Genomic DNA, 25,109 nt, shown 5'->3' with positions numbered 1-25,109 from the left:
CCTTTAATATATTTTTAATCTACTTTTACAATCCAACCTTCTGGCGCTGGAATATCACCAAACTGAATACCTGTCAATTCATCATAGAGTTTACGAGTCACAGGACCTACTTCTGTTTCGCTATAGAATACATGGAAATCATTACCGTGTTGAATGCCTCCAATTGGAGAAATAACCGCTGCTGTACCACAGGCACCTGCCTCTACAAAACGGTCAAGGTTATCAATTGGAACATCACCCTCAATAGGAGTTAAACCCAAGCGGTGTTCTGCCAAATAAAGCAAAGAATACTTGGTAATAGATGGCAAGATAGATGGACTCAATGGTGTTACAAATTCATTATCAGCTGTAATTCCAAAGAAGTTAGCTGATCCGACTTCTTCAATCTTTGTATGTGTTGATGGATCTAGGTAGATAACATCTGAGAAATGACGTGACTTGGCCAATTTCCCTGGCAAGAGACTGGCAGCATAGTTTCCACCAACCTTAGCCGCACCTGTACCATTTGGAGCAGCACGGTCATATTCATCCTGAATCAAGAAGTTGGTTGGGACCAAACCACCCTTAAAGTAATTTCCAACTGGCATAGCAAAGATAGTAAAAATATACTCCTCTGCTGGTTTTACCCCGATAATATCTCCGACACCAATCAAAAGAGGGCGAAGATAGAGGGTTCCACCTGTTCCGTATGGTGGTACGTATTCTTCATTGGCACGGACAACTGCTTTACAAGCTTCTACAAACATTTCTGTCGGAACTTGTGGCATCAAGAGACGGTCACATGTCCGTTGCAGGCGTTTGGCATTTTCATCAGGACGGAACAGTTGAACACTGCCATCCTTAGTACGATAAGCTTTCAAACCTTCAAAGGCTTGTTGACCATAGTGGAGACTTGGAGAAGACTCTGAAATATGCAAGGTTGCATCTTCTGTAAGTTCTCCTTGATTCCATTGTCCATTTTTAAAATGAGCAATATAGCGATAAGGTAATTTCATATAGGAGAAACCAAGGTTTTCCCAATCAATCGTTACTGTCATATTCCACTCCTTATTCTAAAAACCTATTTCTTATATTCTACACTATTTTTCTAAAATAGCAAGTATATTTTGTAATTTTCAGAAAATTTCTTCAATAAAAAGAAACAGCTCTTAGAACTGATTCTTCATTTCACTTATTTATCTTCAGTAAATACTTCCTGAAGATAAGCATCAAAAACTTCTTCATCTGAAATCGTGTCAGAGATGAAGCTACCGTTACTTGTTCGTTCTGACAAGTTCAAGTCTTGTAATCGACTTTGATAGATTGTTCCTTTATTGGATTGGACAAGCAGAATTTGATCGTTCCCGTCCACTTCTATACTGAAGAGGTCACCAACGAAACCTTGTTCTGCAACTGCACCAGCCAAGAAGACACGGTGCGGTTTGTTTTTCAACTCACGCAAGACTTGTAAACCTCGTTTGGCACGGCTAGTTGCTGGAATTTCGTCAATAGAAACACGTTTTAAACTTCCACGCTGGGTCAAAAGGTAGAAAGAAGACATATTGCAGATAAAGGCAGCTTGAAGCGCATCATCTGCTTTCAGGTTTATAGCTTTGACACCTGCAGCCTTGGCACCGACAACCGGAACCTCTTCGATATTGAAACGCAGGGCATAACCGTTTTGACTAATCAAGACAACATCATCCAGTTTAATCGGAGCCACTGCTACAATCTGGTCTGTCTCGTCTTTGAGCTTAGCATACTTAACTGACTTAGACTTGTAGGTCCGCCACGGAGTGAATTCTTTTCGTTCTACACGCTTGATTTGACCGAGACGAGTCGCTGCAAAATAAGTTGTCGCATCATCAAACTGATCCACGACTTCCACATAAAGGATTTCTTCATTCGTTTCAAAGTTTGTAATGGTCTGGCTCAGATGCTCTCCGATGTCCTTCCAACGAATATCTGCTAATTCATGGATTGGTCGATAAATGACATTTCCAAAGGTCGTGAACATCAAAAGATGCTGGGTGGTCTTGGCAGATTGAATAAAAATCAAACGGTCATCATCACGTTTGCCAATTTCCTCTAGCGTTGAAGCCGCAAAGGAACGCGGGCTGGTACGCTTGATGTAACCTGCCTTGGTTACGCTGACGTAGGTATCTTCCTCGGCGATCAGACTAGCTGTATCAATCTCGATTGCTTTCGCAGTGTCTTCTAAAGTACTCAAACGTGGAGTCGCAAATTTCTTCTTGACCTCACGAAGTTCTTTCTTCATGAGATTGTACATGGTCCGTTCATCACCGATAATCGCCGCAAGCATAGCAATCTTTTCACGAAGTTCTGCTTCTTCTTCCTGCAAGACAACTACGTCTGTATTGGTCAAACGGTACAGTTGCAAGGTTACGATAGCCTCAGCCTGTTCTTCCGTAAAATCATAGCTAACTTTGAGGTTTTCCTTGGAGTCAGCCTTATTCTCAGAAGCGCGGATAAGAGCAATGACTTCGTCCAAAATCGAAATCACACGAATCAAACCTTCGACAATATGGAGACGCTTCTCAGCCTTCTCCTTGTCAAAGCGGGAACGAGCCAAAATCACTTCACGACGGTGGGCGATGTAGCTAGACAAGATTGGAACTATCCCAACCTGACGAGGCGTGAAATTGTCAATCGCCACCATATTAAAGTTGTAGTTGATTTGCAGGTCTGTGTATTTGAAGAGATAGTTGAGAACGAGCTCCGTATTAGCGTCTTTTTTGAGCTCAATCGCAATACGAAGACCATTACGGTCAGACTCATCACGAACCTCAGCAATGCCTGCCACCTTGTTATTGACACGAACATCATCGATTTTCTTGACTAGATTGGCCTTATTGATTTCATAAGGAATCTCAGTAATAACGATTTGTTCCTTACCACCTTTTAGCTTTTCAATTTCAGTCTTGGAACGAACAACCACGCGCCCTTTCCCAGTCTCATAAGCTTTCTTGATTTCATCACGACCCTGAATAATAGCCCCTGTAGGGAAGTCTGGTCCAGGCAAGAATTCCATGAGTTTATCAATCTTTGCAGTTGGGTGGTCAATCATGTAAACTGCAGCATCTATGACCTCAGCTAAATTATGGGGAGGAATGTCTGTGGCATAACCAGCCGAAATCCCAGTCGAACCATTGACCAAGAGGTTTGGAAAGGCTGCTGGCAAGACCGTTGGTTCTTTCTCCGTATCGTCAAAGTTCCATGCAAAAGGAACTGTCTTTTTATCGATATCCTGAAGAAGATAGCCTGCAATTTCAGACAAACGTGCCTCAGTATAACGCATAGCCGCAGGAGGATCTCCGTCCATAGAACCGTTATTACCGTGCATTTCAACTAGAATCTCACGATTTTTCCAGTTCTGTGACATACGAACCATGGCATCATAGATAGAAGAATCCCCGTGTGGGTGGAAATTCCCCATGATGTTCCCGACTGACTTGGCCGACTTACGGTAGCTCTTGTCAAAAGTATTGCTATCCTTATTCATAGAATAAAGAATACGGCGCTGAACCGGCTTCAACCCATCACGAATATCTGGCAAAGCCCGGTCTTGAATAATGTACTTGGAGTAGCGACCAAAGCGCTCTCCCATGATGTCCTCCAGGGACATATTTTGAATGTTACTCATATAGGATACAGAGCCCGTAAAATATCAAGTGAAAATAGAAGATTCTTGAAGTAAGCAAGCTCACCAGAGAATTTATCTTTTTCACGCATCATTTAGGGCGTGTTCAACTCCTTTCAAATTTTATATAAGTGGACTAGGTTATAACTAAAAAACGATTTATCTTTTTTACACACCGTTTAGTCCGTGTTCAGTTTTTACATGCAAGTTGAAAAGAATGATCTCACAGAAATAGACGTGTTTGGATAATAAAAAATAGATTATTCATATTCTTGTTTTAATGCATCCTTAACTTCTTCTTTTAACGAATCCAAAAAATACTTTTTAATTTTAATTACTTCATCTACAACAGAATTGTCTAAATAGAAAACTCTACCAGTCTGTTGTTCATGAAGTTTTTTTAATAAATCCTTTTTATTTGGCCAAATAAGTTTTCTTGCTGCTGGAATGAATGCTTTATGCCCAGTGAACGGTAAAGTGAAACTTTGACCTTTTTTAAATGACTTATTAATTATTGTTAAGGTAGCAAAGCCCATAACCTCTTCACCGAGCACAACAACAATGAATGGTCTAATATCATATTCATTTCCTTGATTGGAATAATAACAATACTCTTTAGAAATATTATATTTATATTTCTTACCTTCAATTTCTGTCGATTTAAATTTTAGAACTCGTAAATTATCAGGTTGCAAACCATGACTAAAAGTATTTAACTCAATCTTATTATCATCCTCTGAATAAATCAAATAGACTGTTGGATTATCTCCAAAATCACCTTCAAATTCAAAAGACTGAAACAAATAATAATTATATTTATAGTCATTTCTTGAAGTAATGGTCATTTTAGAAATCACAGGGGGAGTAATTACCAAATTGTCTATTTTCGATTTTTGAATATATGCTAGTTGAGTATCATGTTTAATATTATTTTTAAAACCAAATTCTTGCAATTGTTTTAAGAGTTCCTCTATTGAGGATACTATTTCAGAATTCGATTCTTTAATAACATTTGCTATAACAGCAATATCTGACTGAGAAAACTGAGACATTTTTCTAACTAAGTCAATAAATTTTTTATCTAGCTCATCCATCAAACTAATTGAAAAACTTTTATTGAAAGCCTGAGGATACTGATCCTCCAAAGCGTTTTTAAAATCATCATAAGTAGCAAACGTGCTTTTCAAGTGATATTCAATCATCAAAATTTCTTCAACAATATGATTTGTCTCCCAAAATCTTAAAACCTCTTCAAAATACGGATTATCTTTATGACGGTCTATCATATAATCTCGATAATCTTCGATAAGTTTTTTTAAACTCTTTTTATCAGCCTTCTCTTGCAAACCTAATGAATCATAAAATTGATCCCAAGAAAAATCCGCTATTTTACCAAACAAATATGAAGTAATTCCTAAATCTAAAAACATTATAATCCTCCGAAATGTTACTAAATGGCTTTATCCTTATCAATGGAATTCTAATCTACTACATTTAAGCATCTTCTTTCCTCAGCATACTCAATCATCTTCTCCGCCACTTCCTTATCGTAGTAAAAGCCCAGCTTTTGAGCAAGAGATTGAGCTTCTTTGTGGAAAAGTTGCATCGTGGCAAACAAAGAATGAGTGATTTTGTCTAAACTGGAGAAATCAAGTAAATTTAAGAACTTCTTTTCTTTCTCAGCAGGTAAATAGTTAAAGAGATACTTGTAGTTCTTACCGATGTCAACTTTTCCCCTATCACTTACCACTTGCCAAGCCATTACCTTCAAGAGTGCTTGTTGGCAAATACCGTAGAGATGGTAAGTCGCGTAGATGACTTGCTTACGACAGATTCCTTTAACCACGTAGGCCGATACCCACCAAAATTCATTGCAGGATTTTACAAAATTCGTTTCAGTAGCTGGGCTTGTCCAGTAACGCTCTAGATTTTGAGAATAGGGTTCAAATAAATGTTCTGGATCTTCTAAAACAGTGAATCCTGCCTCACTATCCACCCACTCTTGGATGTGGTTTTTGGGGCAGAGAGTCAAATCAATACGATTACCATCTTCAAAGAGCATGAGATAAAGACGACGATGGTCAAGAACAACCTCTTGCTCTATAATTCGTTCTCCGAAATAGGCCAACCAAGAAAGGTCACTCGTCAGATTATCCAAATCATCCACAATATAGACCACGTCATAGTCTTGCAATTCATCTTTTGAGGCTTTTGTATCAGTCCGTGAACCAGACATGGCGATAGCTTTAACTTGTAAAGTTTTGGCAGTTTGTAAAATCAGATCTAGCATTTCTGTTTCAATTCTCATGTCAGCACCTTCTCATTTTATAGGTTACCAAGCGTCTGATTCTTCTTACTGGATAGTTTTTATACTATAATTCCCCTGTCTTGTAAAGACTGTATCCTTCGTAGTAGTATGAAGCATCTACTCTCTTAAAGAAACTGGTCTGAGTAAGGTCATCCGTCAAGTTATTGAGGAGCAAATACTTGAGTTCTCCAGTCGATACTGCACTACGCTTCATGGCATTCAGGTATTCATCCTTATCTATAGCATTCCAGTCTACCACTTTGCCCAGTTTCTGACGAAGCATACAATCTAGCCAAATCCGCATTGCGCGTCCATTCCCCTCACGGAAAGGATGGGCAATATTCATATCCGCATACTTATCAACTACTTGATCAAAATTATCATGAGGAAGTTTGTCAATATACTGCAAGGATTGCTCTAAAAAAATACGGGGGGCAAATTGAAAGTTATCCTTTGCAATATTGACATCACGGATTTTTCCAGCGAAATCATAGATACCTGAAAAAAGATAGTGGTGAATAGCTGACAGCCCTGCAAATGTCCCAACTTCCATCTTGAACAAGTCTCCTGTCTGAAAAAGCAGGGCGGCTTGTTTTTTTGTCAGTTTTTCTTCTGCATCTGCCAGCTGGGCTGAGTTTGTAATGCCTAGTTTATTTTCCAATGCCATATCTTCCCCTTATTAACGCCATTTTGTATAGAAAACAGGGTGCCCTTTAGCAATATGTTCTTTCAGTTCATCTGGCAACTTAAACTCTACAATGTCTGTAGTAACCCTTGGTAAGTAAGCAAAATCTCCGTTGAGTCCGCTAAAATAGAAACCATTTTCCTTAGCCTCTTTGTCCAATGAAAATATCACTTTTGGAATAAAATACTCATAATCAGGCTCTCTATTACAAATCATATTTCTTACATCCAAAATAGATGTTTTCGCATCCAACACATCAAGTACTTTCCCATACTCTGCATGACTTATTTTGAACAATCTAATCTTTGCAGCTCCTTTAGGTTTCTTATTCTCCATTTACTGGATCCTCCTTCTTACTTTTTTCAATGTAAACTTTTTGTAAGGTGTAAATAAATAGCTATTATCAAAACTCAACTTGTCCTTTTTAGGGAAAAACTGCCTAAAAATTAGGACAGCTACTCCCTAAAAAGGACAGATATACTGAACTATCTTGCTACTACTTCCTTAGTCGCAGCAATTTTTTTGTCAGCCCAGATGACTAAATCCTTGATAACTAATTTCTCCACTGCTCGAACAAAGTCAGACATAAATGTATAGTCGATTTGATTATTTTTGATAGGAAGCTTAACATCTGTCTCTTTTAATACTCTTTCATTAAAAGAGCTACTTCCCCAACTAAATGTAGAGAAACTCTTTCTTAATGAAGTAATTAAATAAAGAGCTTTATACCTATCCAATTCTACTTCTTTAGTGCGCAATACCTTAATTTTATCTCCTGTGAAATAGGGTTCTTTTTGATAAAACATCGTTGCCGTATCTTGACCAAAACTAATTGTGTTGGCAGGATTGAGAAATTCTTCACTCTCTGTAATATAACCTCGAATCCCATTGTTACTATCTCCACGAGCTACATAAGGAAACTTTCCTCCAAACTCAATCATATTTGCATTGAATTTCTTTTTACTACTGGATAAGTTAAAGACCTGAGAAAGTTGGAATACCTCCGACTCCTCTACTCTACTCTTAGTATCGGAAAGTTTTGCAAACTTGTCAAGTACTTTTTCATCATTTTTTGTAAGATGATAATCCCTAAGATTTGTTACAGTTAGATAAGACTCGAGCGTCTCGATGCGTTCAGACTCGAGCGCTTTGATGTAGCTTTCCATGTATGAAAATGCTAATTTGTTATTGAGAGTTGGAAGTTTAACTAGGAGGTCATGAGATTTAGAAGAGCGTAGCTTATTTCCAAAATCAAATTTACCAACTAAAGATTTTTGAATTGAAGATGATAAAAATAACATGGAGTGTTCACTATACTCTTCGTCATTCCAGTAGACACCCACATCATCTGATGCGCTAAATTCATAATTTCGATAAAAAACATTTCCAAAAATATCAATAGTCAGAGAATTTTTTGGAAAAATAGTCATCTTATTCCCAATATGTCTAACGACACCCGTATTAGTCACTCCTGCCATCACAAATGGTAAAAGGCCATCTATCTGATCTGCTTTCGTTAGACGGGAACCCTGAACAATATTACCAAATAAATCTCCTATCCGATACTCTCTCCACTCGCCCCCACTTGCTTCAAATTCCTCTTCCAATTTTTGAAGGCGAGGGCTTAGGCTTTTTTTGAGCTATCTTCCCCCTTGTTTTTCAGGAGTTGTTCCACTTCCCAAGCTAAGTAGTCAGTAACAGTCTTTTTAAAATCATCCAAGGTTGGTTTTGTATCAATGATCTGGTGCTGTTCGAAATTCCAATCATTACCCTTGTCAGTGATAAAGTCCTCAATAAAGATAGCATCTAAATCCCAAAGTTCTTTACTCACTTCCGCTCTCTTTCCAGCCTTATAAATTTTAATCACATCTTGGTAACGCTGGATAGGATTATCAACCTCTGAAATACCTCGCTTAGCACGTTTAAAACCGTCATTTCTAAAGTCAATAAATTTAACCGTCTGGTCGTAATCGTGTGCCTCATGAGCCTTAAAAATGTAGATAGAAGTCTGGACTCCTGCCATGGGAACAAAAAGGTCAACAGGCATTTTGATAGAAGCAAGTAGGGTATGCTTTTTCAAAATAGCTTTAGCTGTCTTTGTTGCCTTACCAGAACCAGCACTATCTTGAATGATAATGGCACCTAGGCCACCACGCTCCATCTTATCCAAACCATAGGCTATAAAAGGAAGACCATTTTCTTCATAAGAGAAAGGGGGATTCAGCAAGACACGATTAGCTTTAAAATCCGTAAACAGACTCTCAGGACGATTGAATGCAGAACCTTTTTCAATTCGACTAGATCCATCTCCACGAAGAATCATATTGGTTGTCGCTAAGGTATACATCTCTGCATTAAGTTCTATTCCTAGCAGGTTATCTTTCTTGAGCTTCGCAATCTCCTCGTTGGCTCGAGAAGTCCCCTTCCCAAAACTGATATTTGCATGATCTATCATCAACTCCATCGCTGAAATGAGGAAACCAGCTGAACCAGTCGCCAAATCCATAACCTTGCTCTCACTTGTTATCCCCAGAATTTGCGCCATCATTTTGGTAACATAAGGAGGGGTCAGAACAATACCAATTTCTTTTCCATCTCCCAAAGCATACTTTAGAAATTCGGAGTACATCTCCCCCATAATATCGATATGTCCACCCAAACCATCAATGGACTTGAAAATATTCTCATAGATAAAAGTGAAGATTTGCTTGGTAACAGAATTTTCCTTTTGAGGGAGAAGTTGTGCTACTTCTTTGTCATTGGTAATCAACTCGTCACGCTGGCTATCTTTGGAAATTTCTCCAAAAGAAGCCAACATGAGAGTTTTCTTATCTTCATTGATTTCACGTTCATCTAGGAAAGCCTTGATTTGATCAACAACTTTCTTACCATCACGCTTGGTTTCAGACTGCACACCTTTTAAATCGTCAGGTATTAAGCCCTCATCAACCTTTTTGCCCTTACAATCTACGATATCCTGCATAGATAATAGCATACCAGACACATAAAGCACCCGTTGAGGAGCTGTGATATTATGGTTGTGCATCAATTTATTGAGCTTTTTAGCATAGCCTTGCAAGGTCGCTTGACTATCAATCAGAATTTGGTGTTTTTCTTCTTCGCTCAAAACAGCATCTTTGTAGAATATCTCAAAGGTGGACTCATTTTCCAAAAAATCAAAAGTCGTTACCTTTGATAGCTCTTTATAGGCATTAGGAGCAGAACCAAAGACATAATAAACTTTGATAGTCACATTTTCTTCGTTATCACCTGCAACACCAACTGCGACGGCTTCATGATATTTACCACTATCAATAACTGCCCTCGCATAATGCAAAACCCCATTCACCGCAAAATCACTAATTGATTTATCATCAAACTTAATACCGTCCTTTGTTTGAGCAACTAGCTTAGATAATTTGAGTTTGTTTTCAATCAAGATAGGAACTTGTTTGTATTTTTCAATATGAAAATCTGGTTTTCCAAAATTAGTCTTAGTTTGCGTCTTAGCCGCTCCCTTAAGCGCCTCTTTGAGATAAGCACTCATAGCAGATTCTTCATTATAATCCTGCAATTTTTTCAAACCAAGATTTTCAAACTGCTTTTTCACATAGTCATTCACATCCGACTCTAATTTCCAGTTTACTAACATATTATTTTCTTTCATTAAAACACTGTCGCTTCTTCCAGCGTAAACTTGACATTATCCTCAATCCATTTACGGCGTGGTTCGACCTTGTCTCCCATGAGAACATTGACGCGACGTTCGGCGCGGGCTAGGTCTTCGATGGTGACACGGATGAGGGTACGAGTTTCTGGGTTCATGGTTGTTTCCCAGAGTTGGTCTGCATTCATCTCACCAAGACCTTTGTAGCGTTGGAGGGTAGCACCTTTACCGAACTGTTTGCGGAGTTCTTCTAGTTCTCCGTCTGTCCATACGTAGGCTACTTCTTCTTTCTTGCCTTTGCCTTTGGACATCTTGTAAAGAGGTGGGAGGGCAATATAGACATGGCCTGCCTCAACTAACGGACGCATGTAACGGTAGAAAAATGTCAAGAGCAAGGTCTGGATATGGGCACCGTCTGTATCCGCATCGGTCATGATAATGATCTTGTCATAGTTGGCATCTTCAAGGGAGAAGTCAGCCCCCACACCAGCACCGATGGTATAAATCATAGTGTTGATTTCCTCATTTTTGAGAATATCCGCCATCTTGGCTTTAGCTGTATTGATAACCTTACCACGAAGGGGCAAGATTGCCTGAAACTTGCGGTCACGGCCTTGTTTGGCAGAACCACCGGCAGAGTCACCCTCGACTAGATAGAGTTCATTTTTTGCAGGATTCTTGGACTGAGCTGGGGTCAATTTCCCAGATAATAAGCCCTTGTCTTTTTTATTTTTCTTGCCATTTCGGCTCTCATCACGCGCCTTACGAGCCGCTTCACGAGCATCACGGGCCTTAATAGCCTTGCGAATGAGGTTAGAAGCCAATTCTCCATTTTCCATGAGGAAGAAGGTCAACTTATCCGCCACAATGCCATCCACAACCGGACGGGCAAGAGGGCTTCCTAGCTTGTCCTTGGTCTGACCTTCAAACTGGAGGTGTTCTTCAGGAACCAAGATAGAAAGAACAGCTGCTAACCCTTCACGGTAATCTGACCCTTCAAGGTTTTTATCTTTTTCCTTGAGAAGCCCCGTCTTACGCGCATAGTCATTCATAACCTTAGTGATAGCAGATTTGAGTCCTGTCTCATGCGTTCCGCCGTCCTTGGTACGAACGTTATTGACAAAGGACAAGATGTTATCTGAAAATCCATCATTGTACTGAAGAGCTACTTCCACTTGGAAACCATTATCTTCCCCCTCAAAGTACAGAACCGGTGTCAAGGTTTCCTTGTCTTCGTTTAGATAAGAAACAAAGTCCTGTACCCCGTTCTCATAGTGGAACTCAATCGCTTCATCTGTTCGCTTGTCCGTCAAGGACAAGGTCACATTTTTCAAGAGAAAGGCTGACTCATTGAGACGTTCTGAAATGGTATTGTACTTGAAATCTGTCGTAGAAAAGATACCGGCATCTGGCATGAAGGTAACCTTGGTACCTGTCTTAGACTTTGGTGCTGTACCAATTTTCTTCAAGGTCGTGACAGGTTTGCCACCATTTTCAAAACGTTGCTTGTAGATTGCACCATCACGGGTGATTTCAACCTCCAGCCAACTAGATAGGGCATTAACAACGGAAGAACCCACCCCGTGAAGTCCACCTGATGTCTTATAACCACCTTGACCGAATTTTCCTCCGGCATGAAGGATGGTAAAGATAACCTCAACAGTTGGAATTCCCATAGCATGCATACCTGTCGGCATCCCACGTCCGTGGTCTTGAACCGTTAAACTGCCATCTTTATTGATGGTGACATCAATACGGTCACCAAATCCAGACAAGGCCTCATCGACAGCATTGTCGACGATTTCCCAGACGAGGTGGTGGAGACCAGCACCATCGGTCGATCCGATATACATCCCTGGACGTTTTCGGACCGCATCCAACCCTTCTAGCACCTGAATGGCATCATCATTATAATTGTTAATATTGATTTCCTTTTTTGACACAAGGAACCTCCTATTCGTTCATCTTTACTATTCTACAGGTTTTCCAAGGATTTTGCAAAACTTTTCTTTCTCCGCTGTGACAATTTCAGAAGAGATTCTCTGCCTTTCTTTTTCCATTTCATGATATAATAGGAGTATGATTACAATAGTTTTATTAATCCTAGCCTATCTGCTGGGTTCGATTCCGTCTGGTCTCTGGATTGGACAAGTATTCTTTCAAATCAATCTGCGTGAACATGGTTCTGGTAACACAGGAACGACCAATACTTTCCGCATTTTAGGAAAGAAAGCGGGAATGGCAACCTTTGTGATTGACTTTTTCAAAGGAACCCTAGCAACACTGCTTCCGATTATGTTTCATCTGCAAGGTGTTTCGCCTCTTATCTTTGGACTTTTGGCTGTCATTGGACATACCTTCCCTATCTTTGCAGGATTTAAGGGTGGCAAGGCTGTTGCAACCAGTGCTGGTGTGATTTTCGGATTTGCACCTGTCTTCTGTCTCTACCTTGCAGTTGTTTTCTTTGGAACCCTCTATCTTGGTAGTATGATTTCGCTATCTAGTGTCACAGCATCTATCGCGGCTGTCATCGGAGTTCTACTCTTTCCACTTTTTGGTTTTATCCTGAGCAATTATGATCCTCTATTCATCACTATTATCCTAGCACTGGCTAGTTTGATTATCATTCGGCATAAGGATAATATCACACGTATCCAGAATAAGACTGAAAATCTTGTTCCTTGGGGATTAAACTTAACCCATCAACATCCTAAAAAATAAAACGCCAGTTTAAACAGAACTGACGTTTTTTTGTATGCTTACTTTGATTTGATATAGTTGATACCATCTGCTTTTGGTGCAACTGCTTTTCCAAAGAAGGCTGCCAAGACAAGAATGGTCAAAACATAAGGTGCGATTTGAAGGTAAACCGCAGGCACTCCTTGTAGGAATGGCAATTGAGAACCGATAACAGCCAAACTTTGTGAAAGTCCAAAGAAAAGACTAGAAAGCATGGCTCCGATTGGATTCCATTTTCCGAAAATCATCGCAGCAAGGGCGATAAATCCAGGTCCAACAATAGTTGTCACTGAGAAGTTAACTGAGATTGATTGAGCATAAATCGCTCCGCCAATTCCACCTAGGAAACCTGAAATAATAACCCCTAAATATCTCATCTTGTAGACATTGATTCCCAAGGTATCCGATGCTTGAGGATGTTCACCGACAGAGCGGAGACGAAGACCAAATCGAGTCTTGAAGAGGATAAACCAAGCAAGGAATGAGAAGGCAATGGCCAGATAACCAAGAAGACTAGTTGACTTGAAGAAGATATCACCAATCACTGGGATATTTGCCAAGACTGGGAAATCAAAGCGTCCAAAAGTCTGACTTAGGTTGTCGGTTTGTCCTTTGTTATAAAGAACTTTCACCAAGAAAACAGCCAAGGCAGGCGCCATCAAGTTCAATACCGTACCGCTGACAACATGGTCTGCACGGAAATGAACCGTCGCTGCTGCGTGGATGATAGAGAAAAGGCCTCCAACCAATCCTGCAACTAGCAAAGATAGCCATGGAGTTGCTGCTCCAAATTGTTCTGCAAATTCAAGGTTAAAGACAACTCCAGAAAAGGCACCCATAACCATAATTCCTTCAAGGCCGACGTTTACCACACCACCACGTTCAGAGAAAACACCGCCAATACTTGTAAAGATGAGGGGTGCTGAGTAAATCAGCATAGAAGACACCAAGAGGGTGAGCAAGGTTGTAATAGACATCTTTACTTACCTCCTTTAACTTGTTTTTTTGGTTTGACAAAGCGTTCGATAAGGTAATGAACACTGACAAAGAAGATAATAGACGCTGTTACAATGCTGACAAGCTCAGATGGTACCTGTGCCGCATTCATACCAGGAGCTCCAACTTGGAGAACACCAAATAAAAAGGCTGCAAAGAGAATACCAATTGGTGAGTTGGCCGCAAGCAGACTAACCGCCATCCCGTTAAATCCAACAGCCAATGACGCCCCCTGAACATAGACATTCTGGAAGGTTCCAAGTCCTTCAACAGCTCCACCAAGACCAGCCAAGGCACCTGAAATAATCATTGAGAGGATAATCGTTCTTTTTGCAGAAATACCAGCATATTCTGAAGCATGTGGATTAAGACCAACCGCACGAATTTCAAAACCAAGGGTTGTTTTCTTGAGCATAAACCAAATGACTGCAACGGCAATGAGAGCAAAGAAAATACCAATATTCATCCGTGAGTTACCAGTCAATTCAGATAACCAAGGTGTCTGATAGGTTGCATTAGCCCCGACACGAATGGTCGAATCTGTACTTTGCATGAATTCTTTAGGAAAGGCATGGATAAAGGCATTCCCTACATACAAGACAATGTAGTTCATCATGATGGTGACGATAACCTCTGACGTCCCTAGATAAGCTCTCAGAATACCCGGAATCGCTCCGACAATCCCACCAGCAATCAAGGCAATCACGATGGTTGCTAGAATCATCAAGGGACGGGGCATATCTGGATGCGACAGGGCAAACCAACCACTTAAAATCCAACCTGCCAAAGCCTGACCAGGAAGCCCAACGTTAAAGAAACCTGCACGACTGGCAACAGCAAATCCAAGACCAATCAAGACCAAAGGCCCCATTGCACGGAAGATTTCTCCAATCCCACGCAGGCTACCAAAGGCTGTATAGAACAATTCTTCGTAGCCCCAAATAGCATCATAGCCGAAGATCCACATGACAATGGCTCCAAGTAAAATTCCAAGGAAGACAGAGATCAAGGGAACCGAAATTTGTTGTAATTTTTTAGACATCACTCTTCTCCTTTCCCAAGTTTCCACCAGCCATCAAGACACCAAGTTCTTGTTTATTGGTTGTTTCTGGTGACACAATACCTTGAATCTTACCATCATGAATAACGGCAATACGGTCTGAGACGTTTAAAATCTCATCCAATTCAAAGCTGACAACTAGAACAGCCTTACCATTATCACGCTCTTCAATCAAGCGCTTGTGGATATATTCAATGGCACCGACATCCAACCCACGAGTTGGCTGGCTGACGATAAGGAGATCAGGATCACGATCAATTTCACGAGCAATAATTGCTTTTTGTTGATTTCCTCCTGAAAGTGCAGCTGCAGGAACAAATTCACTGGCAGCACGAACATCAAATTCTTCCATTAGCTTTTTAGCATAAGAAGTAATATTTGAATAGTTCAAAATTCCATTTTTACTATGTGGTTCTTTGTAGTAGGTTTGAAGGGCAATATTTTCAGAAATCATCATCTCTAAAATCAAACCATCACGGTGACGGTCTTCTGGAACGTGCCCAACACTTAGCTCTGTAATTTGTCGTGGATGCAAGCCTACAATTGAATCTCCTTTTAGCTCAATGCTACCAGATTCAACCTTGCGAAGACCTGTGATGGCTTGAATCAGTTCAGACTGACCATTTCCATCAATCCCCGCAATTCCAACAATCTCTCCAGCACGAACATCCAAGGACAGATTTTTCACAGCTGGGACACCGCGGTTTTCATTGACCACCAAGTCTGTAATAGACAAGACCACTTCTTTTGGTTGAGAGGCTTGTTTCTCCGTTTTAAAGGAAACAGAACGTCCCACCATCATTTCTGCCAAATCAGCATTGGTAGCCCCTGCAATTTCGACGGTTTCAATTGATTTCCCACGACGGATAACTGTAACGCGGTCAGAAACTGCGCGAATCTCGTCCAACTTGTGGGTGATCAAGATAATTGATTTTCCTTCTTTGACAAGATTTTTCATAATAGCCATCAACTCCTCAATTTCTGATGGAGTCAAAACAGCCGTTGGTTCGTCAAAAATAAGAATATCAGCTCCCCGATAAAGGGTTTTTAAAATTTCTACACGTTGTTGGGCTCCAACCGAGATGTCCGCCACCTTGGCAGAAGGGTCCACAGCTAAGCCATAACGTTCAGAAAGAGCCTTGATTTCTTTGCTAGCTCCAGCGATATCTAGCACACCATTTTTAGTCAATTCACTACCTAAAATGATGTTTTCAGCCACCGTGAAAGCCTCTACCAACATAAAGTGCTGGTGAACCATTCCGATTCCCAAGCCAGCTGCTTTAGATGGGGAGTCGAGGTTGACAACTTGACCGTTGACCGCGATTTCACCACTAGTTGGTTCAAGAAGCCCTGCTAACATGTTCATGAGCGTGGACTTACCAGCCCCATTTTCTCCTAAAAGTGCATGAATTTCACCTTTTCGTAGGTTCAGGTTGATTTTGTCGTTGGCAACAAATTCACCAAACACCTTGGTAATATCACGCATCTCAATGACATTTTCGTGTGCCATGTGCTCTTCCTTTCAGAGTCTTATTTTATTTCAATAAAACTTGCTAGTTTGTATAGTAGCAAGCTTTACTGAGACAAAATGACTTTGTCTCAACTCTTAAAAAGCGGCCGATGGCCGCTTCCTAAGAAATAACTTCCATCCATTATTTTTCAGGAACTTTTACGCTTCCATCAAGGATTTTAGCTTTAGCATCTTCGACAGCTTTTTTACCTTCTTCTGAAAGGTTTGTTACTGCCAAGTCAACCCCTTTATCTTTCAATGAGTAAACGATCACTTGACCGCCAGGGAATTCACCTTTTTCTGCCTTGTTAGCAATATCTTTTACAGTTGTACCAACTTGTTTCAAAGTAGATACAAGAACAAAGTTTGATTCTTTGCCATCTTTAGAAGTGTATTTACCTTCTGCTTCTTGGTCACGGTCAACACCGATAACCCAAACTTTTTCATTTTCAGGACGGCTTTCGTTGAGTGATTTTGCTTCTGCAAAGACACCTGCACCTGTACCACCAGCTACTTGGTAAACAATATCTGCACCAGCTGCGTATTGTGCCGCTGCAATTGTTTTACCTTTAGCGGCATCACCAAATGAACCAGCATAGTCAACTTGTACTTTGATAGATGGGTCTACTGACGCAACACCAGCCTTGAATCCTGCTTCAAAACGAGAGATAACTTCTGATTCCATACCACCTACAAAACCAACTTGTTTTGTTTTAGTTGTTTTGGCTGCGGCCACACCAGCGAGGTAACCTGACTCATTATCAGCAAATGTTACACTAGCAACATTCTTTTTATCTTTAATCACATCATCAATCAAAACATAGTTCAAATCAGTGTGCTCTTCTGCTGCATCTTTAACTGCATTGTGAAGGGCAAAACCAACACCGAAGATTAGGTTGTAGCTTCCAGCAGCTTGTTGCAAGTTGTTAGCATAGTCAGCTTCACTTGTTGATTGGAAGTAAGTGAAACCTTTATCTTTTGCAAGATTGTGTTCTTTACCCCAAGCCTGCAAACCTTCCCAAGCTGATTGGTTGAATGATTTATCATCAACACCACCAGTATCAGTGACGATTGCTGCTTTTGTCTTCACATCAGAAGATGAAGCTGCCTTACGAGAAGAGCGGTTACCACATGCAGCAAGTCCAACTGCTGCCACTGCAACTAGACCAAGGCCTAGCCATTGTTTCTTGTTCATTACTGAACCTCCTAAATAAGATGTGCAACGATGTTGCAAGTATGGATTGGTTGGCCACAAGGACCGTGCCACTCAGAGAGCGACTCAGACTAGTTTAAGTCTGTAAAAGAATATGGAAGTAACTCCCCGACCGTCATCTCGACCGTCGATTTATCTTTTGCGACTAAGGTCACTTTTAGATCTTGTTCAAAAAATTCGACCATTACTTGGCGACAAGCACCACATGGTGAAATCGGTTTTTCAGTTTGACCATAGACAATCAATTCTGAAAATTCTCTTTGCCCTTCAGATACAGCCTTAAAAATGGCTGTTCTCTCACCGCAATTGGTCAAAGGATAGCTAGCATTTTCGATATTCACTCCCGTGTAAACACTTCCGTCTTTGGCTACTAAAACTGCTCCGATAGGAAAGTGAGAATAGGGGACATAGGCATGTTTGCTGGTTTCAATTGCCAGTTCAATCAACTCAGTAGTCGCCATCTGCCAATTCTCCTTTTAAAATGGCTACCCCAGCTGACGTTCCGATACGGGTCGCCCCTGCTTCCACAAAGGCAAGAGCATCTGCATAAGAACGAGCTCCACCAGCGGCCTTGACCCCCATTTCAGGACCAACTGTTTCACGCATTAATTGAACATCTGCCACCGTCGCACCACCAGTTGAAAAGCCAGTAGATGTTTTAACAAAATCAGCTCCAGCTTTTTGAGCTAATTGGCAAGCCACAACTTTTTCTTGGTCGGTCAGCAGGCAAGCTTCAATAATGACTTTCACTAACTTGTCACCACTTGCTTCCACGACTGCGCGAATATCTGACTCAACCAAATCAAGATTACCTGTTTTGAGAGCCCCAACATTGATCACCATATCAATCTCGTCTGCACCATTTTGAATAGCTTCTTTGGTTTCAAAAGCTTTCACAGCTGAAGTTGTTGCTCCCAAAGGGAAACCTACTACTGTACAGACCTTGACATTTGAGTCTTCAAGCCCTTTTTTAGCATGTTCAACCCAGGTCGGATTGACGCAAACACTGGCAAAATCATACTCCCTAGCCTCAGACAACAAACAATCAATTTGATTTTCTGTTGCATCTTGTTTTAAAAGCGTATGATCGATATATTTATTTAATTTCATATTCGGATTCTCCTGCGGTTTATGAGATGATTTCTATAATTTCTCGTAAACTTTGCACCCTATCATTTATTTTAACATATTTTTGAAAATCTGTAACTAGCTGAGGAGAAATTTTTCCATTTGTGTATACTTTGGCAACAATTTCTCCCTTTTGAACGGAATCTCCAACTTTCTTTTCAAAAACAATTCCTGTTTCATAGTCCAAGGCATCAGACTTAACTGCACGACCAGCACCCAGTCTCATAGCATAAAGTCCAAATTCCATTGCTGGAAGAGCTGAAATGACACCCGTTTCCTGAGCAGGGATTTCCACCACATGGGCTACATTTACAGGACGATAGAGGTCTTCCAAGTCTCCACCTTGGGCTTGGACCATCTCCTCAAACTTAGTCAGTGCTTGACCATTCTCAAGATGTTGGCGAACTTCTTCAACTGTCTTGTTAACATTTGCCAAACCAAGCATAATTTGAGCCAACTCACATATGAAGTGGGTAATATCCTGACGGCCTTGACCTTGTAAAATCTCCAATGCTTCAAGGATTTCCAGGCGATTTCCAATCGCTCGTCCCAAGGGCTGACTCATATCCGTAATGACTGCAACTGTTTTACGGCCTACTGCTTTCCCTAAATCCACCATGGTTTGAGCCAGTTCACGCGCCTCATCAACCGTCTTCATGAAGGCACCCTCACCGACAGTCACATCTAGCAAAATAGCATCCGCCCCTGCCGCAATTTTCTTGCTCATCACCGAACTCGCAATCAAAGGAATCGTGTCGACAGTTGCGGTCACATCACGAAGGGCATAGAGAAGCTTATCTGCTTTAACAAGCTGGTCTGATTGCCCAATGACAGATACACCAATGTCCTGTACCTGACGAATGAAATCCTCTTGACTACGTTCCACTTGATAGCCCTTGATAGACTCCAATTTATCAATTGTTCCACCAGTATGGCCGAGACCACGACCACTCATTTTTGCTACAGGCACACCGAAGCTAGCAACAAGAGGAGCTAAAATCAAGGTTACCTTATCGCCGACACCACCAGTAGAATGCTTGTCAACTTTCACACCATCAATGGCAGATAGGTCAAACTCTTGCCCAGTCTTGACCATCTTCATAGTCAAATCAGAAATTTCACGAGTCGTCATTCCTTTAAAATAAACAGCCATAGCAAAAGCAGACATCTGATAGTCAGGAACAGTTCCTAACACATAGCTTTCAACTAGCCATTCGATTTCACTCGAAGTCAGTTCTTGACCGTCTCGTTTCTTTTGGATTAAATCAACTGCTCTCATTCTTTCACACTTCTAAGGATATAGTATCCCTTATCTTTTTTGACGATTTCACAATTGCCAAACACTTCCTCCATCTTTGACTTGGCGCTTGGAGCCCCTTGTTTTTTCTGGATAACAATTGTTAAATCCCCACCAGTTTCCAAGAAATCTTTACTTTTCTCAATGATTTCATGAACTACTTGCTTGCCCGCACGGATAGGAGGATTGGAAATGACATGGTCAAATGTGCCTTCAACTTGTTCATAGATGTTGGACTGGAAAATCGTCGCTTCTACTTTATTTCGTTCAGCATTTTGTCGCGCCAAATCCAAGGCACGATTATTGATATCGACCATGGTCGCCTGAACGCCATAAGCCTTAGCTAAAGACAAGCCCAAAGGTCCGTAACCACAGCCTACATCAAGGACAGTTTCTCCTTGGTTGACCTCAAGACACTTGAGCAAGAGTTGACTTCCAAAGTCAATCATTTTCTTGCTAAAAACACCCGCATCTGTCAAAAAGGTCATTTTTTCTCCCAATAAGTCCACTCTTAACTCATGAATGTCGTGAGTAGCGTCAGGATTTTCTGCATAATACATTTTACTCATGAAACTATTTTACCATAATTTGACTTAAATTGTAAATCGTTTACAAACTGATAATAAAACGAAAAAGACTGAAGAAAGCTAGCCAAGAAGACCTTTTCTTCAATCTCTTTCAATTATTGGAAACGAATGACAAATCATGTAGGAGCAGATATCTCATAGTCTATTGTCTGTAATTAGGCTCATTTTTATGACTATTGCTTAACCTTCAAATACTTTATTATCAACAAAATTCCCAACAGGATGTTTAGATAAAAGCCCAACTGATAAGTTTGTGTCAGGATTTCCAAACTTGTCCAAAGTCGTATCAAATCTTCTAGCGATCTTCTAGCGAAATAACCCTCTGTCGCAATCCATAGAACTAAAAAGAAATAACTACCAGCAGCAAGCCATTTCGTCCACCGTTTTTTTAGGAAGAAAGCAATCAAAAGCGAACAGATAAAGACAGCTGTTACAATGGCATGTTCCATCAAAAAAGTAAAACCGTAATAGATTTCCACAAAGCGTCTACCATTATCCGCATTGACTCCTTTTATAAAAGGTAAGGCAAAACTTAAAATAAAACAGAGTTCCAATAGGTAAGGTTTCAAGATTTTCATAGTACACCTCCTATAAGTTATAAACCCCAAAGCCCCCTTTATAGCTGATAAGTCAGTAGAAAGCAGCTCCTACTTCATCAATAAATTGTTCATCCTCTATCTACTTATATTATATACTATTGACTTACCACATTCTTACCACATTCAAGAAACCGCTTTATTTTTTTAGCTTTTTATGGTATGATAGACAAAATATCTAGGGGAAAACAAATGACCAACGAATTTTTACATTTTGAAAAAATCAGCCGCCAGACTTGGCAATCCTTACATCGAAAGACAACACCTCCTTTGACAGAAGAAGAATTGGAATCTATCAAGAGTTTTAATGACCAAATCAGTCTTCAAGACGTTACAGATATCTATCTCCCTTTGGCTCATCTAATTCAGATTTACAAGCGAACTAAGGAAGATTTAGCCTTTTCAAAAGGAATTTTCCTCCAACGTGAAAGCAAATCTCAGCCTTTTATTATTGGGATTTCTGGGAGTGTTGCTGTTGGAAAATCAACAACCAGTCGCCTACTTCAAATCCTACTGTCCCGTACACTTACAGATGCTACGGTTGAGTTGGTAACAACTGACGGCTTTCTCTATCCCAACCAGACCTTGATTGAACAAGGGATTTTAAATCGTAAGGGATTTCCTGAAAGCTATGATATGGAAGCTCTTCTCAACTTCTTGGACTGCATCAAAAATGGACAAGATGTGGATATTCCTGTCTATTCTCATGAAGTCTACGACATCGTACCTGAGGAAAAGCAAAGTGTCAAAGCTGCTGATTTTGTGATTGTTGAAGGAATCAATGTCTTTCAAAATCCACAAAACGAACGTCTCTATATCACTGACTTCTTCGACTTTTCCATCTATGTTGATGCTGGAGTGGATGATATTGAGAGTTGGTATCTGGACCGTTTCTTGAAAATGCTGAGCCTAGCCCAAAACGACCCTGATAGCTACTATTATCGTTTTACTCAGATGCCGATTGGGGAAGTGGAGTCCTTTGCCCATCAGGTCTGGACCAGTATCAATCTCACAAATCTACAAAATTATATTGAACCAACCAGAAATCGTGCGGAAGTGATTCTTCATAAAAGCAAGAACCATGAAATCGATGAAATTTACTTAAAAAAGTAATTTTCCCTTGTCAAAACGTAAGTTTTCAGATATAATGGTATAGTTAGTAAATATGGAGGTAAGAACATTGGCAAACATTAAATCAGCTATCAAACGCGCTGAATTGAACGTTAAACAAAACGAAAAGAACTCAGCTCAAAAATCAGCTATGCGTACTGCTATCAAAGCTTTCGAAGCAAACCCATCTGAAGAACTTTTCCGTGCTGCTAGCTCAGCTATCGATAAAGCAGAAACTAAAGGTTTGATTCACAAAAACAAAGCAAGCCGCGATAAAGCTCGTCTTTCAGCTAAACTTGCTAAATAAGAAACAGTCCATAGAGGCTGTTTTTTTGTCTCCAAATAGGAAAAGGTAGAAAATGAAAATTGCAATTATCGGATATTCTGGTGCTGGTAAGTCAACGCTAGCTGAAAAGTTATCTCTCTACTACTCCATCCCAAAACTTCATATGGACACACTCCAATTTCAACCTGGTTGGCAAGACAGTGACCGTGATTGGATGTTAACCGAGATGAAAAATTTTCTCACCAAGCATGAAGCTTGGGTCATCGATGGTAATTATTCTTGGTGTTTTTATGAGGAAAGAATGCAGGAAGCTGACCAAATCATCTTTCTCAATTTTTCACCATTTACCTGTCTCTTTCGAGCTTTTAAGCGTTATCTTAAATACCGGGGAAAAGTCAGAGAAAGTATGGCTAAGGGATGCCCCGAGCAATTCAACTGGGAATTTATTCGTTGGATTCTCTGGGATGGTCGAACAAAAAATGCTAAGGATAGATACCAATATTTAAACAATACTTACCCAGAAAAGATGCGTATTCTCCATTCTCAAGCAGAGATTGATTATTTCTTGCAATCTCTTAAAAAATAGACGATAGAGCAACATTTCATTAAGGTCACAGTATGAACTGAATGACTAAAAAAGGAAGATTTTCATCCAGAAAGTCTTCCTTTTGTGTTCTCTTTTATTCAGCAATCAAGGTTTCTAGACCAACCTTCATCATATCTGTGAAGGTATTTTGGCGTTCTTCTGCAGTTGTGTCTTCGTCTGGATTGACCAAACTATCAGATATGGTCATGATAGCAAGCGCATCAACATGGTGCTGAGCAGCCAGATAGTAAAGAGCTGCTGCTTCCATTTCCACAGCCTTGACTCCCCATTTACCAAGCTCGATGTTCTTTTCAAAGTAGTTTGAATAAAAGACATCAGAAGACAAAACGTTCCCAACGTGGGTGGTCATACCGAGTTCTTTGGCGATATGGTAAGCCTTATCTAGCAAATCAAAGCTAGCGATTTGTGGGAAATCGTACTGTGGCCAGTCATTGCGGATGATGTTAGAGTTGGTTGCAGCTGCCTGAGCCAAAACCAATTCACGGACGTGAACATCTTCATTCAAAGAACCCGCAGTTCCCACACGAATCAATTTCTTCACACCGTAGTCAACAATCAACTCACGCGCATAAATCGAAATAGATGGCATTCCCATCCCAGTTCCCATAACAGATACACGGTGGCCCTTGTAAGTACCAGTGTAACCAAACATGTTACGCACTTCGTTAAAACAAACAGCATCTTCAAGGAAATTCTCCGCAATAAACTTAGCACGAAGAGGATCCCCAGGAAGAAGAATTTTATCAGCAATTTCACCCTGCTGAGCAGCAATATGGATAGACATAATTTATGATACAAAGAGCGACAAGAAAACGACTGAAAATTAGGAATCTGACGAGAAATCCTGATTTTTCAGTCAGATTATCTATTTTCCAAGTTTTCCGCTCGTGTTCAAATCAGAACACACGCTCTACCTTTCTTTATTTTATATTGAGAAAGATACCAAACCCGTCAAAAAGCAAAGGGAAAATAGGAGTTGAGTGCAGTGAGCGATGCTCGCTAGACCAACTATCTTTTTCCCACTGCTTTTAGGGTGGGGTCAATTCCTTTCTTTCTTAACTTTGATGATATTGAGAAGATTAGACCGGATTCAATTCAAACCCGAACTCCCCTTCTCTTCTGAGTTTTTAGAAAAGTTTTCCGCTCGTGTTCAAATCAAAACACATGCTCTACCTTTCTTTTTTATATTTTATATTGAGAAAGATACCAAACTCGTTAAAAAGCCAAAGGGAAAATAGGAGTGGGGCGCAGTGAGCGATGCTCGCTAGACCAACTATCTTTTCCCACTGCTTTTATGATGGGTTCAATTCCTTTCTTAATTTTGATAATATTGAGAAGAGTAGATCGGATTCAATTCAAACCCGAACTCCCCTTCCTTTCTAAGTTTTTCCGCTCATGTTCAAATTAGAACACGCGCTCTACCTTTCTGTTTATACTCTTTGAAAATCTCTTCAAATCACGTCAACGTCGCCTTGCCGTAGGTATGGTTACTGACTTCGTCAGTTCTATCCACAACCTCAAAACAGTGTTTTGAGCTGACTTCGTCAGTTCTATCCACAACCTCAAAACAGTGTTTTGAGCTGACTTCGTCAGTTCTATTTACAACCTCAAAGCAGTGCTTTGAGCAGCCTGTGGCTAGTTTCCTAGTTTGCTCTTTGATTTTCATTGAGTATTAATTTT

General features: G+C 40.3%; 24 protein-coding genes. 4 read left to right on the top strand and 20 right to left on the bottom strand.

The window, feature by feature from the left end; genetic code table 11:
- Window positions 1-14 precede the first annotated feature (14 nt).
- The 9 genes from HT687_RS01450 to parE all read right to left on the bottom strand — a co-directional run bounded on the left by HT687_RS01450 (window position 15) and on the right by parE (window position 12,243).
- Window positions 15-1,037, bottom strand: a complete 1,023-nt coding sequence (locus HT687_RS01450) for a branched-chain amino acid aminotransferase (RefSeq protein ID WP_023936685.1) — start codon at window positions 1,035-1,037, stop codon at window positions 15-17.
- Window positions 1,038-1,171: 134 nt separating this feature from the next.
- Window positions 1,172-3,643 (bottom strand): DNA topoisomerase IV subunit A, encoded by a 2,472-nt coding sequence (gene parC / locus HT687_RS01445; RefSeq protein ID WP_023936683.1) that lies wholly within the window; start codon window positions 3,641-3,643, stop codon window positions 1,172-1,174.
- 257 nt (window positions 3,644-3,900) lie between these two features.
- Window positions 3,901-5,070, bottom strand: a complete 1,170-nt coding sequence (locus tag HT687_RS01440) for a hypothetical protein (protein ID WP_023936678.1) — start codon at window positions 5,068-5,070, stop codon at window positions 3,901-3,903.
- 50 nt (window positions 5,071-5,120) lie between these two features.
- Entirely contained in the window at window positions 5,121-5,948 is an 828-nt protein-coding gene (locus HT687_RS01435; RefSeq protein WP_023936676.1) for an aminoglycoside 6-adenylyltransferase, read from the bottom strand.
- Between the two features lie 64 nt (window positions 5,949-6,012).
- Complete coding sequence (locus HT687_RS01430) at window positions 6,013-6,615, bottom strand: Fic family protein (protein WP_023936674.1); 603 nt, start codon at window positions 6,613-6,615, stop codon at window positions 6,013-6,015.
- Window positions 6,616-6,627: 12 nt separating this feature from the next.
- Complete coding sequence (locus HT687_RS01425; RefSeq protein WP_000428283.1) at window positions 6,628-6,969, bottom strand: hypothetical protein; 342 nt, start codon at window positions 6,967-6,969, stop codon at window positions 6,628-6,630.
- A 149-nt stretch (window positions 6,970-7,118) separates the two neighbouring features.
- Window positions 7,119-8,240 (bottom strand): restriction endonuclease subunit S, encoded by a 1,122-nt coding sequence (locus HT687_RS01420; protein ID WP_023936672.1) that lies wholly within the window; start codon window positions 8,238-8,240, stop codon window positions 7,119-7,121.
- 17 nt (window positions 8,241-8,257) lie between these two features.
- The gene (locus tag HT687_RS01415) at window positions 8,258-10,285 is read right to left on the bottom strand and encodes an N-6 DNA methylase (protein ID WP_042758490.1); all 2,028 of its coding nucleotides are present in this window, start codon (window positions 10,283-10,285) and stop codon (window positions 8,258-8,260) included.
- A 14-nt stretch (window positions 10,286-10,299) separates the two neighbouring features.
- Entirely contained in the window at window positions 10,300-12,243 is a 1,944-nt protein-coding gene (gene parE / locus HT687_RS01410) for a DNA topoisomerase IV subunit B (protein WP_054388254.1), read from the bottom strand.
- Window positions 12,244-12,379: 136 nt separating this feature from the next.
- Here parE and plsY point away from each other — a divergent pair, with 136 nt between their 5' ends.
- Window positions 12,380-13,021: a glycerol-3-phosphate 1-O-acyltransferase PlsY gene (gene plsY, locus HT687_RS01405; RefSeq protein ID WP_138699558.1), complete on the top strand. Its 642-nt coding sequence runs from the start codon at window positions 12,380-12,382 to the stop codon at window positions 13,019-13,021.
- Window positions 13,022-13,059: 38 nt separating this feature from the next.
- Here plsY and HT687_RS01400 read toward each other — a convergent pair whose 3' ends face one another.
- The 9 genes from HT687_RS01400 to HT687_RS01360 all read right to left on the bottom strand — a co-directional run bounded on the left by HT687_RS01400 (window position 13,060) and on the right by HT687_RS01360 (window position 21,408).
- Window positions 13,060-14,016, bottom strand: coding sequence for an ABC transporter permease (locus HT687_RS01400; protein WP_054388253.1), 957 nt, complete (start codon window positions 14,014-14,016; stop codon window positions 13,060-13,062).
- Window positions 14,017-14,018: 2 nt separating this feature from the next.
- On the bottom strand, window positions 14,019-15,077 hold the full coding sequence (locus HT687_RS01395; protein WP_054388252.1) for an ABC transporter permease: 1,059 nt from the start codon (window positions 15,075-15,077) through the stop codon (window positions 14,019-14,021).
- Entirely contained in the window at window positions 15,070-16,605 is a 1,536-nt protein-coding gene (locus tag HT687_RS01390) for an ABC transporter ATP-binding protein (protein WP_023936662.1), read from the bottom strand. Before HT687_RS01390 ends, HT687_RS01395 begins: the two co-directional genes overlap by 8 nt.
- Window positions 16,606-16,747: 142 nt before the next feature.
- Window positions 16,748-17,800: a BMP family protein gene (locus tag HT687_RS01385; RefSeq protein ID WP_023936660.1), complete on the bottom strand. Its 1,053-nt coding sequence runs from the start codon at window positions 17,798-17,800 to the stop codon at window positions 16,748-16,750.
- An 89-nt stretch (window positions 17,801-17,889) separates the two neighbouring features.
- The gene (locus HT687_RS01380) at window positions 17,890-18,279 is read right to left on the bottom strand and encodes a cytidine deaminase (RefSeq protein WP_000246089.1); all 390 of its coding nucleotides are present in this window, start codon (window positions 18,277-18,279) and stop codon (window positions 17,890-17,892) included.
- The gene (gene deoC / locus HT687_RS01375) at window positions 18,266-18,928 is read right to left on the bottom strand and encodes a deoxyribose-phosphate aldolase (RefSeq protein WP_023936658.1); all 663 of its coding nucleotides are present in this window, start codon (window positions 18,926-18,928) and stop codon (window positions 18,266-18,268) included. The genes HT687_RS01380 and deoC overlap by 14 nt, the downstream gene beginning before the upstream one ends.
- A gap of 19 nt (window positions 18,929-18,947) precedes the next feature.
- Window positions 18,948-20,225, bottom strand: a complete 1,278-nt coding sequence (locus HT687_RS01370) for a pyrimidine-nucleoside phosphorylase (protein ID WP_023936656.1) — start codon at window positions 20,223-20,225, stop codon at window positions 18,948-18,950.
- Window positions 20,222-20,812, bottom strand: coding sequence for a class I SAM-dependent methyltransferase (locus tag HT687_RS01365; protein WP_080674648.1), 591 nt, complete (start codon window positions 20,810-20,812; stop codon window positions 20,222-20,224). The genes HT687_RS01370 and HT687_RS01365 overlap by 4 nt, the downstream gene beginning before the upstream one ends.
- A 191-nt stretch (window positions 20,813-21,003) precedes the next feature.
- Window positions 21,004-21,408, bottom strand: a complete 405-nt coding sequence (locus tag HT687_RS01360) for a hypothetical protein (RefSeq protein ID WP_023936653.1) — start codon at window positions 21,406-21,408, stop codon at window positions 21,004-21,006.
- Window positions 21,409-21,618: 210 nt separating this feature from the next.
- Here HT687_RS01360 and coaA point away from each other — a divergent pair, with 210 nt between their 5' ends.
- The 3 genes from coaA (at window position 21,619) to HT687_RS01345 (ending at window position 23,408) form a co-directional block, all read left to right on the top strand.
- On the top strand, window positions 21,619-22,539 hold the full coding sequence (gene coaA / locus HT687_RS01355) for a type I pantothenate kinase (RefSeq protein WP_054388251.1): 921 nt from the start codon (window positions 21,619-21,621) through the stop codon (window positions 22,537-22,539).
- A gap of 67 nt (window positions 22,540-22,606) precedes the next feature.
- A complete protein-coding gene (gene rpsT / locus HT687_RS01350) occupies window positions 22,607-22,843 on the top strand; it encodes a 30S ribosomal protein S20 (RefSeq protein ID WP_001274000.1) in 237 nt (78 codons plus the stop codon).
- Between the two features lie 52 nt (window positions 22,844-22,895).
- Window positions 22,896-23,408 carry a DNA topology modulation protein gene (locus tag HT687_RS01345; protein ID WP_000684198.1) on the top strand — a complete coding sequence of 171 codons (513 nt, stop codon included), beginning with the start codon at window positions 22,896-22,898 and terminating at the stop codon, window positions 23,406-23,408.
- A gap of 94 nt (window positions 23,409-23,502) precedes the next feature.
- Here the strand turns inward: HT687_RS01345 and deoD are convergent, their stop codons facing one another.
- The gene (gene deoD / locus HT687_RS01340) at window positions 23,503-24,213 is read right to left on the bottom strand and encodes a purine-nucleoside phosphorylase (RefSeq protein ID WP_000022091.1); all 711 of its coding nucleotides are present in this window, start codon (window positions 24,211-24,213) and stop codon (window positions 23,503-23,505) included.
- Window positions 24,214-24,885: 672 nt separating this feature from the next.
- Window positions 24,886-25,095, bottom strand: coding sequence for a hypothetical protein (locus HT687_RS11705; RefSeq protein ID WP_031233770.1), 210 nt, complete (start codon window positions 25,093-25,095; stop codon window positions 24,886-24,888).
- Between the last annotated feature and the right edge of the window lie 14 nt (window positions 25,096-25,109).

The organism is Streptococcus sp. 1449 (assembly GCF_013276805.1).
Lineage (GTDB): Bacteria > Bacillota > Bacilli > Lactobacillales > Streptococcaceae > Streptococcus > Streptococcus pseudopneumoniae.
The sequence above is the reverse complement of the archived record's forward strand: the minus strand, read 5'-3'. Positions and strand labels throughout refer to the sequence as shown.

Excerpts from the sequence above, each read along its gene's own strand:
- HT687_RS01450 (WP_023936685.1), bottom strand. The coding sequence starts at position 1,037 with ATGACAGTAACGATTGATTGGGAAAACCTTGGTTTCTCCTATATGAAA.
- parC (WP_023936683.1), bottom strand. The coding sequence starts at position 3,643 with ATGAGTAACATTCAAAATATGTCCCTGGAGGACATCATGGGAGAGCGC.
- HT687_RS01440 (WP_023936678.1), bottom strand. The coding sequence starts at position 5,070 with ATGTTTTTAGATTTAGGAATTACTTCATATTTGTTTGGTAAAATAGCG.
- HT687_RS01435 (WP_023936676.1), bottom strand. The coding sequence starts at position 5,948 with ATGAGAATTGAAACAGAAATGCTAGATCTGATTTTACAAACTGCCAAA.
- HT687_RS01430 (WP_023936674.1), bottom strand. The coding sequence starts at position 6,615 with ATGGCATTGGAAAATAAACTAGGCATTACAAACTCAGCCCAGCTGGCA.
- HT687_RS01425 (WP_000428283.1), bottom strand. The coding sequence starts at position 6,969 with ATGGAGAATAAGAAACCTAAAGGAGCTGCAAAGATTAGATTGTTCAAA.
- HT687_RS01415 (WP_042758490.1), bottom strand. The coding sequence starts at position 10,285 with ATGTTAGTAAACTGGAAATTAGAGTCGGATGTGAATGACTATGTGAAA.
- plsY (WP_138699558.1), top strand. The coding sequence starts at position 12,380 with ATGATTACAATAGTTTTATTAATCCTAGCCTATCTGCTGGGTTCGATT.
- HT687_RS01400 (WP_054388253.1), bottom strand. The coding sequence starts at position 14,016 with ATGTCTATTACAACCTTGCTCACCCTCTTGGTGTCTTCTATGCTGATT.
- HT687_RS01395 (WP_054388252.1), bottom strand. The coding sequence starts at position 15,077 with ATGTCTAAAAAATTACAACAAATTTCGGTTCCCTTGATCTCTGTCTTC.
- HT687_RS01390 (WP_023936662.1), bottom strand. The coding sequence starts at position 16,605 with ATGGCACACGAAAATGTCATTGAGATGCGTGATATTACCAAGGTGTTT.
- HT687_RS01385 (WP_023936660.1), bottom strand. The coding sequence starts at position 17,800 with ATGAACAAGAAACAATGGCTAGGCCTTGGTCTAGTTGCAGTGGCAGCA.
- HT687_RS01380 (WP_000246089.1), bottom strand. The coding sequence starts at position 18,279 with ATGGCGACTACTGAGTTGATTGAACTGGCAATTGAAACCAGCAAACAT.
- deoC (WP_023936658.1), bottom strand. The coding sequence starts at position 18,928 with ATGAAATTAAATAAATATATCGATCATACGCTTTTAAAACAAGATGCA.
- HT687_RS01370 (WP_023936656.1), bottom strand. The coding sequence starts at position 20,225 with ATGAGAGCAGTTGATTTAATCCAAAAGAAACGAGACGGTCAAGAACTG.
- HT687_RS01365 (WP_080674648.1), bottom strand. The coding sequence starts at position 20,812 with ATGAGTAAAATGTATTATGCAGAAAATCCTGACGCTACTCACGACATT.
- HT687_RS01360 (WP_023936653.1), bottom strand. The coding sequence starts at position 21,408 with ATGAAAATCTTGAAACCTTACCTATTGGAACTCTGTTTTATTTTAAGT.
- coaA (WP_054388251.1), top strand. The coding sequence starts at position 21,619 with ATGACCAACGAATTTTTACATTTTGAAAAAATCAGCCGCCAGACTTGG.
- HT687_RS01345 (WP_000684198.1), top strand. The coding sequence starts at position 22,896 with ATGAAAATTGCAATTATCGGATATTCTGGTGCTGGTAAGTCAACGCTA.
- deoD (WP_000022091.1), bottom strand. The coding sequence starts at position 24,213 with ATGTCTATCCATATTGCTGCTCAGCAGGGTGAAATTGCTGATAAAATT.
- HT687_RS11705 (WP_031233770.1), bottom strand. The coding sequence starts at position 25,095 with ATGAAAATCAAAGAGCAAACTAGGAAACTAGCCACAGGCTGCTCAAAG.